This window comes from Curtobacterium sp. MCBA15_001, assembly GCF_001864835.1.
In the GTDB taxonomy this organism is placed as follows: Bacteria; Actinomycetota; Actinomycetes; order Actinomycetales; family Microbacteriaceae; genus Curtobacterium.
On record NZ_MJGI01000022.1, the window covers coordinates 183070 to 190731 of the forward strand.

Here is a 7662-nt window from a genome sequence, read left to right on the forward strand (position 1 = left end):
GCGGGACGTGCCCGGCGGGCTGTCGGGTTAGAAGCCCACGCCCCGCGCCGCCATGAACGACACCGGGTTGGTGGTGCCGCCGCCGACGTGGGTCTCGTAGTGCAGGTGGCACCCCGTCGAGTTGCCGGTCGACCCGACGAGCGCGACGAGCGTGCCCGCAGCGACCCGCTGCCCCTTCGTGACGCGGAACCCGCCGCTGACGATGTGCCCGTAGGCGCTCTTGACCCCGCCGCCGTGGTCGATCCGCACGTAGTTGCCGTACCCGCCGTACCACCCGACGTAGTCGACCGTGCCGGCCGACGCCGCGACGATCGCCGACGAGCATGCGCTGCCCAGGTCGATGCCGTCGTGGACGGTCACGACACCGGTGATCGGGTGCACGCGGGAGCCGTAGCCACTGGTGATGCGGCCACCGGCGGGACGGACCCATCCGGCACCACCGCCGGAACCGACTGCACCGCCACCGCCACCGCCACCGGAGCTGCCGCCCCGGGAGGGCGCCGCCGCAGCGGCACGGGCTGCCGCAGCCGCTGCCTCGGCCCGCGCGCGTTCTTCCTCGGCCTTGCGCTTGGCTTCACCCTCGGCGAACTCGGCCTCGGTCCGCAGACGGCCCGACTTGAGCGTCGCGAGCTGTGCCTCGAGCCGTGCCTTGTTGTCCTGCTGCTCGTCGTAGGCGGCCTGGGCACGGTCGGACGCGGCCTGCGCCTCGGCCATGCGTTCCTCGGCTGCTGCGGCGAGGGTGGCGAGTTCGGTGGCTGCGCGGTCGGCCTGGCCGGACAGCGCCCGGGCGACTGCGGCGTCGGCACTGGCGACGGCTTCGACACGCTCGGCCTGTTCGGAGAGCTTGCTCAGCGCGCCGAGGTCGTACAGCAGGTCGCGGGCGTCGTCCCCGCCGGTGAGCACGCTCGAGGTGACGTCCGAACCGCCCGAGCGCGCCATCTGCGCCGCGAACTGCCCGGCCTGCGCGGCGCTCGCGGCAGCGGTCTCGGCGTGGGCGTCGGCTTCGGTGCGCAGTCGCTGTTCCTTCTCCGCCGCGCGCTGGGACTTGCGCTGTGCATCGGCGTACTCGTTGCCGCGGGCCTCGGCCTGGGCGACGGCGGCGTCCGACTTGGCAGCCAGGTCGCCGATCAGGGTCTCGATGCCGGTGATCTGCGCGTTCTTCTGGGACTCCTGCCCGCGGGCGGCGAGGACGTCGTCCCACGAGGGGTACCCGGCCGCCTGAGCGGGCGGAGCGTCGAGCACGAGGGCCCCGGCCAGCGCCACGAGCGACAGTCCGGCGACGGCGAAGCGGACCGCGTGGCGTGCGGGCACGCGGACGCGCTGGGGCTGGTGAGGCGCAGCAGAACGAGACATCACCCGCGAGCCTATACAGACGCACAGGATCTCCGCGACGTCGACGCACCACCTGTGGACAACTCGCTGCCGCGACACACCCCTCAGAAGCCGCGTTCGCGTCGGACCTCGGCGGCGCTGTCGACCACCTGCTTCCGCAGCGTCGTGGCGCCGGCCGTCCCCGCGTAGTCCCAGATGTCGAAGCCGGTGCAGTGCGTGACCGAGGTCGGCGCGCCCAGCTGGTCCTCGACCGAGGTCGGCCAGACGTCGCCGGAGCCCACCACGACGAAGCTCGGGTCGGCTCGGCGGTAGGAGCCGAGGTCGACGAGCCACGGGTACACCTGGAACGAGTCGCGCACCTGGAGCATCCGGACGTTCGTCGAGGCGTACGTCGCCAGGGGGCGCACGGTCCAGAACTGGCCGACACCGACCACGTCGCGGCCCTCGGCCCAGCGGTCCAGGCACGCCGCGGGGGCGTACGACGCGGTCTGCACCGTCTGGATCGTGCTCGGCGTCACCGCGACCCCGGCCGCCAGCACGGCTGCGGCGCCGAGTGCCAGGCCGACCCGGATGCCCCGCGCGGGCCGGTACACGCGGGTCTGGCGGACGGCGACCCGGACGAGCTCGCACACGGCGATCAGCGCCAGCAGCGGAGCCACCACGATCGGCTCGAGGTAGCGCGGGGTGTCCGACCCGGCGACCACGACCCCGAGGGACACGGCGACGATGGTGACGACGGGCAGCGCCGATGCGACGAGCACCGTGCGCGACGCTCCCGCACGCCATGCCCACACCGTGCCGCCGACCGACAGCAGCACGCCGACCAGCATGAGCACGAGTCCGGCGTCACCGGCGACGGTGCCGGAGCGGACGTCGGTGAGCGAGGCGAAGAACCCGAGGGTCGACAGGGCGAGTTCGGGATGGACGTACGTCGACGGGTCGAGCGAGACGAACGGCCGGAGCGGGATCCGCACCAGGTACCCCACGACCGCGCCCACGACGACCGTGCCCGACAGGAAGAGCGCCGGTCGCCACGGCACGCGCCGCGCCAGCGCCAGGAGCACGAGCGTGACGACGACCGGCGCTCCGGACCACGGCACGTAGAGCGGGTTCGACGCCGTGGTGCACGTCGCGACGAGTCCGAGCACCACCAGCACCGGCACCGACGGGTGGCCGGTCCGCACCGCACGCAGCACGAGCACCGCCGTCGCCAGGAGGGCCAGCACCACCCCGTAGTAGTACGTCGTCGTGAGCAGCAGGGACGCCAGTTCGAGCGAGGTCGCCGACGCGCTCGACTCGGTCAACACCAGCAGTGTCAGGAAGGCCAGTGCGATCGCCGACACCGCGATCCGTGCCGGGCGTGCGGCGGACGGCATCAGCTCGTTCGCGACGGCCCGCAGCAGGGCGTACACCCCGAGCAGCACGAGGACCCCGTTGAGCGCGAGCGCCTGCTGCGGCGTCGCCGTCACGAGGGAACAGACCAGGTACACCGGCAGCTCGGGGAAGAAGAACAGCGCCGGGGACATCGCCCACTCGAACGGCTCGCCCGCCTGCATCGACCGCATCACCAGCGGCAGCAGGACCGAGTCGCCGTCGTACCAGAGCAGGGACACCCGCGCGGTGGCGATGACGTGCCGCAGGGCGATGACCGCCAGGGCGAGCGCCACGAGGGTGCCGACGGCCTCGTGCCCGAGGGCTCGGAGACGGGCGGCACGCATGACCGGGAGCGTACCCACGGCCCCTCGGACCCCGCCGATGAGCGGCTGCGAGGCGGACCGGCTACCCTTGAACGCTGTGACGGACGCGCGCGAGCAGTTGATCGACCACATCACGGCTGAGGCCGTGTTCCACGGTGACTTCACGCTGACCAGTGGCAAGAAGGCGACATACTACATCGACCTCCGCAAGGTCAGCCTCGACCACCGCGTCGCGCCGCTGATCGGACAGGTCATGACCGAGCTGGTCGACCAGGTCGAGGGCGTCGTCGCGGTCGGCGGCCTCACGATGGGCGCGGACCCGATCGCCGCCGCGGTCCTGCACCAGTCCGCCGCCCAGGGCAAGGCCTACGACGCCTTCGTGGTCCGCAAGGAGCCGAAGGACCACGGCCGTGGCAAGCAGGTCGAGGGCCCGGACCTGCGTGGCAAGCGCGTCGTCGTCCTCGAGGACACCTCCACCACCGGCGGGTCGCCGCTCAAGGCCGCCGAGGCGCTCGAGCGCGAGGGTGCGATCGTCGCGGCCGTCGCCGTGGTCGTCGACCGCGACACCGGCGCCAAGGAGAAGATCGAGGCAGCGGGGTACCCGTACTTCGCGGCCATCGGGCTGGCTGATCTGGGGCTGTCCGCGTGACCCCGGAGCGTCCGGACGACGCGCGCGAGCCCGACCAGGCCGACGGACCCGACACGGGGACCGACGGCCAGGAGGCTCCGGGCACGTCCGCCCCGGACGCTCGCTTCCCCGGTCTCCGCAGTGCCGCCGACATCTTCGGTGCGCCCCGCACCGCCGACGAGTGGCCCTCGCGTCGCGAGCGACGCGAGGCCGAGCGCGCCGCCGCCGAGACCGGCCAGCCGCTGCCGGAACCGTTCGAGCCGCCGGCTCCCGCCGCACCTGCCGCCCCGGCGACGCCCGCGGCCCCGGCCACGCCGGTCGCGCCCGAGCCGCCGGTCGCCCTCGACGACGAGTCCACGCAGGCGATCTCGATGCCCGAGGAACTCGCCCGGCCGTCCCAGCCCTCCCAGCCGGCGTCCGACCCCGACCGCTCCCTGCTGAGCAGCCGCATCCCGGCCGCTGCCCCGGTGCCGCCGACGACCAACGCGCCGCACCCCAGCGCGATCCAACTGCCCTCGGCGATGGCGCACCGCGACCAGCGCGCGGCCGAGACCCGCGCGATCGAGGACGAGCGCCGGCGCACCGACCCCCGCGGGCAGGGACGCGACGACGTGGACTGGCTCGGCCGGGCCACGGGTGCGCCGCTCGTCGGCGCCGGCCTCGGCGAGGTCCCGGAGCCCACGGGTCCGGTCGCGCAGCCGCTCGGCGTCCCGAACGCCCTGCCGACGAGCGACGAGCCGCCGAGCTTCACTGACCTGCTCCGCATCCCCGGGGACGACCGTGCCGACAAGCCGTTCGACTGGGCCGTGCACGACGACGCCACGGGCGAGGTCCCGACCGCCCTGACCTCGGCCTCGTTCGACACCACCACGCTCGGCACCGGCTCGTGGGCGCTGTCCTCCGACCAGGAAGCCGACGAGGACGACGACGTCGTGTCCGGCGAGATCCCGATCCCCCCGGTCGCGGCGGCGGCGGTGGCTGCTGCTGCCCCGACGCCCGCGGCCACTCCGACCCCGGACTCCCAGCCGACCCCGGACGCCCAGCCGACCCTGGACGCCCAGCCGACCACCGACCCGGTCCGCCGCGACGTCCCGAGCGACAGTGGCAGCTGGTCCCTGGCCGACGAGGCCGTCCGGACGGGCGAGACCCCGTGGTGGGCGGCCTCCGACGCCGCGACCGCCACCCCGATCGACGCCCCCGCGCCCGCAGCCGACGCACCGACCCAGAGCGCACCGGCGGCCCCCACGCCGCCGTCGCTCATCGAGCCGACCCGAGGCCCAGCCGTCACGCCGGCCCCCGCCCCGGCCGCCGGCCGCCTGCCCGAGGACGACCTGGACCAGTCCGAGTGGCACGGCCGCGAGACCAGCGACACGAGCGCCATCAAGGACCTGTTCGGCACCGAGGCCGTCGACCAGCTCGGCGCGACCGACTACGACCCGCACGACACGGGCACACGCATGATGCCGGCCGCCGTCGCCCCGACCCCGGCCCGCCCGAGCGCCGTGCCCGCCCAGGCGCAGCGCGGCACCGGAGCCGTCCCACCGGCGGCCGACAGCGGCAACTTCATCAACCGTGGCTTCGCCCGACTGCGCGTCGAGGGCAAGCGCGGCAAGCAGCTGCTCTTCGGCGGCGCGGTCGTCATCATCCTCCTGATGCTCGTCGCGGTGTTCGCCCTGACCGCGTGGATCCGCGGGAACGACATCGACGAACAGCTCACGCCGACGAAGTCGCCCGCGGCCGCCTCGGCCTCGGCCTCGGTGCGGACGACCGTCTCGCCCGAGCCGCAGGCCGCGTCCGCGCCGGCCTCCGCCCCGACCATCACCTTCAGCACCACCCTCGCCGCACCCGGCGAGCACCCCTGGTACGAACTGGCGGGTGGCGAGTGCATGAGCCCGTTCACCGACGCGTGGGCCGACGACTTCAGCGTCGTCGACTGCGGCACCGCGCACGCCGCCCAGCTCACCCGTCGCGGAGCCATCGAGTCGGACGCGTTCCCCGGTGTCGCCGAGGTCAAGCAGATCGCCACCGAGCAGTGCCAGTCACCGGACGCCGTCGACACGTCGGCCGCCGCGCCCTACGGCGACGTCCAGGTGCAGAGCGTCTACCCGCCGGACGAGGCGTCCTGGAACCAGGGCGACCGGTTCTGGTCCTGCTTCGTCACGCGCTCCGGCGGCGGCACGATGACCGGTTCGCTGGCACCGTCGGCCTGACCCGGCACCAGCCAGCCAGCCACAGACAGACGGGAGGCTCCCCACCGGACCGGTGGGGAGCCTCCCGTCTGTCTCCGGGCCGATCAGGCCGTGGCCGGGACCCGGCCAGACACGTCGGTGAGCGTCGCGAGCTCGTCCTCGGTGAGCTGGAGGTCCGCCGATGCCAGCAGCGCGGGCAGCTGCTCGGTGTTGCGAGCGGACGCGATCGGTGCGACCACGTCGGGCTGTGCCTGCAGCCAGGCCAGCGCGACCGAGGCGATCTCGGCGTCGTGCGCGGTGGCGATGGTGTCGAGCGCGTCCACGACGGCGAGGCCCGCGTCGGTGAAGTACCCGGCGACCTGGCCCTCGCGGTCCTTGCCCGCGAAGTCGTCCTTCGTCCGGTACTTGCCGGTCAGGAAGCCCGCTGCCAGGGCGAAGTACGGCACGACGCCCAGGCCGTGCTCGTGGGCGAGGGGCGCGATGTCCGACTCGTAGGGCTGGCGGGTGACCAGGTTGTAGTGCGGCTGGATCGCGACCGGCTTCGCCAGACCGTGTTCGTCAGCGATGCGGATCCACTCGGCGGCGCGCTCCTTCGAGTAGTTCGAGATCGCCGTGTACCGCACCAGCCCCTCCTGGACGAGCTGGTCGAACGCGCGGACCGTCTCCTCGAGCGGGGTGTCCTGGTCGTCGAAGTGGGCGTAGTACAGGTCGATCCGGTCGGTGCCGAGGCGCTGCAGGCTGGCACGGGCGGCCTTCGCGACGGTGTCGGCGGAGAGGCCCTTGAAGTCGGGGTGCTGCGAGCCCTTCGTGGCGATCACGACGTCGTCACGCTTGCCGGACTTCGCGAGCCACGAGCCGATGACGGTCTCGGACTCGCCGCCGGTGTTGCCGTCGGCCCAGGCGGAGTAGACGTCGGCGGTGTCGATGAAGTCGCCGCCTGCTGCGGTGTAGGCATCGAGGACCTGGTGCGAGGTCGACTCGTCGGCGGTCCACCCGAAGACGTTGCCGCCGAGGGCGAGCGGGAAGACGTGCAGGTCACTGGTTCCGATGCGGGGCATCCGAGGTCCTTTCGTCGCGGTACTGGTCGATGTCCACGCTAGGCCGCTCGCCTTGACAAGGCCGTGGTGTCGGGGTGGGCTGTGGGGGACATGCCGACGCTGACCTCGTACCTCGCTGACCCTCGTCCCGCCGTCCGACTGCGTGCGGTGATGGCCGCCGGGACCTCGCCGTCCGTCGACGACCTCGAGCTGCTCGTCGAGCAGTGTGCCGTGGAACCCGACCTGCAGGTGCGCGAGATGCTGACCTGGGCACTGATCCGGTTGCCCGCCGCGGTCGTCGTGCCCCGGCTGCTGCGCGAGCTCGACCGGCCCGAGGCCCAGGCCCGCAGCCAGGCGCTGCACACGCTGTCGAAGACGCACGAGACGGCCGTGTACCCGCAGGTCGTCGCGCTGCTCGGGGACGACGACCCCGGCGTGGTGCGGACCGCGTGGCGTGCGGCCGTGGTGCTCGTGCCGTCAGGGTCGGAGGAGTCGCTGGCGCGGATGCTCGCCGTGCAGCTCGGGCAGGGGGACCGCGAGACGCAGCTCGCACTCAGTCGGGCGCTCGTCGGGCTCGGTGCGGGGGTCGTCTCGCCCGTGCTGGCCGGGGCGGCGTCGCACCGGTCGGAGGCCGTCCGCGCGCACGCGAGCGCGACCGAGGAACTGCTGCGAGACCCGGACGCCGGGTCGGCACTCGCGCTCGAGCGGGCGCGGCGCGAGGTCGCGCTCGGGCGGACGCGGGCCGCGAAGGGCTGAGCGCGCGCGGGCGCCGTGCGGGC

Annotated in this window: 6 protein-coding genes; 3 read left to right on the plus strand and 3 right to left on the minus strand. The window is 73.8% G+C overall.

Annotated elements, in window-relative coordinates:
- Positions 1 to 27 precede the first annotated feature (27 nt).
- Both BIU90_RS18300 and BIU90_RS18305 read right to left on the minus strand, forming a co-directional pair.
- Positions 28 to 1311: a M23 family metallopeptidase gene (locus BIU90_RS18300; protein ID WP_139195202.1), complete on the minus strand. Its 1284-nt coding sequence runs from the start codon at positions 1309 to 1311 to the stop codon at positions 28 to 30.
- A 125-nt stretch (positions 1312 to 1436) separates the two neighbouring features.
- Positions 1437 to 3050, minus strand: a complete 1614-nt coding sequence (locus tag BIU90_RS18305; RefSeq protein WP_139195203.1) for a hypothetical protein — start codon at positions 3048 to 3050, stop codon at positions 1437 to 1439.
- A 76-nt stretch (positions 3051 to 3126) separates the two neighbouring features.
- On the opposite strand from BIU90_RS18305, the gene pyrE reads away from it, so the two are divergent.
- The gene (pyrE, locus tag BIU90_RS09395; RefSeq protein ID WP_071299959.1) at positions 3127 to 3678 is read left to right on the plus strand and encodes an orotate phosphoribosyltransferase; all 552 of its coding nucleotides are present in this window, start codon (positions 3127 to 3129) and stop codon (positions 3676 to 3678) included.
- Positions 3675 to 5867 (plus strand): septum formation family protein, encoded by a 2193-nt coding sequence (locus BIU90_RS09400; protein ID WP_071299960.1) that lies wholly within the window; start codon positions 3675 to 3677, stop codon positions 5865 to 5867. The genes pyrE and BIU90_RS09400 overlap by 4 nt, the downstream gene beginning before the upstream one ends.
- An 83-nt stretch (positions 5868 to 5950) precedes the next feature.
- On the opposite strand, the gene BIU90_RS09405 is transcribed toward BIU90_RS09400, so the two are convergent.
- Positions 5951 to 6904 (minus strand): aldo/keto reductase, encoded by a 954-nt coding sequence (locus BIU90_RS09405; protein WP_071299961.1) that lies wholly within the window; start codon positions 6902 to 6904, stop codon positions 5951 to 5953.
- Positions 6905 to 6994: 90 nt separating this feature from the next.
- Here BIU90_RS09405 and BIU90_RS09410 point away from each other — a divergent pair, with 90 nt between their 5' ends.
- Positions 6995 to 7639 carry a HEAT repeat domain-containing protein gene (locus BIU90_RS09410; RefSeq protein WP_071299962.1) on the plus strand — a complete coding sequence of 215 codons (645 nt, stop codon included), beginning with the start codon at positions 6995 to 6997 and terminating at the stop codon, positions 7637 to 7639.
- Positions 7640 to 7662: the final 23 nt, after the last annotated feature.

Coding starts and splice junctions, on each gene's coding strand:
- BIU90_RS18305 (WP_139195203.1), bottom strand. CDS start 3,050: ATGCGTGCCGCCCGTCTCCGAGCCCTCGGGCACGAGGCCGTCGGCACC.
- BIU90_RS09405 (WP_071299961.1), bottom strand. CDS start 6,904: ATGCCCCGCATCGGAACCAGTGACCTGCACGTCTTCCCGCTCGCCCTC.
- BIU90_RS09410 (WP_071299962.1), top strand. CDS start 6,995: ATGCCGACGCTGACCTCGTACCTCGCTGACCCTCGTCCCGCCGTCCGA.